The organism is Massilia sp. HP4, from assembly GCF_005222695.1.
Classification (GTDB): Bacteria; Pseudomonadota; Gammaproteobacteria; order Burkholderiales; family Burkholderiaceae_D; genus Telluria.
Genome location: NZ_STGG01000065.1, coordinates 1 through 669 on the forward strand (window position 1 = coordinate 1; position 669 = coordinate 669).

Genomic DNA, 669 nt, shown 5'->3' on the forward strand with positions numbered 1-669 from the left:
AAATTGAGAGTGTTCTCTCAAAACTAGATAACAGATGTGACATCATTCAAAAATATGGTTAAGTCCTCGATCGATTAGTATCTGTCAGCTCCATGTGTCGCCACACTTCCACCTCAGACCTATCAACCTGATCATCTTTCAGGGATCTTACTTCCTTGCGGAATGGGAAATCTCATCTTGAGGGGGGCTTCATGCTTAGATGCTTTCAGCACTTATCCCGTCCGCACATAGCTACCCAGCGATGCCCTTGGCAGAACAACTGGTACACCAGCGGTGCGTCCATCCCGGTCCTCTCGTACTAAGGACAGCTCCTCTCAAATTTCCTGCGCCCGCGACGGATAGGGACCGAACTGTCTCACGACGTTCTGAACCCAGCTCGCGTACCGCTTTAATGGGCGAACAGCCCAACCCTTGGGACCGACTACAGCCCCAGGATGCGATGAGCCGACATCGAGGTGCCAAACCTCCCCGTCGATGTGGACTCTTGGGGGAGATAAGCCTGTTATCCCCGGGGTAGCTTTTATCCGTTGAGCGATGGCCCTTCCATGCGGAACCACCGGATCACTAAGCCCGACTTTCGTCCCTGCTCGACTTGTAGGTCTCGCAGTCAAGCTCCCTTGTGCCTTTACACTCTGCGAATGATTTCCAACCATTCTGAGGGAACCTTTG

Annotated in this window: 1 rRNA gene; it reads right to left on the reverse strand. The window is 52.6% G+C overall.

The features are described from left to right. Window positions 1–54 precede the first annotated feature (54 nt). Window positions 55–669, reverse strand: a 23S ribosomal RNA gene (locus E8M83_RS24060); the annotation flags it as partial.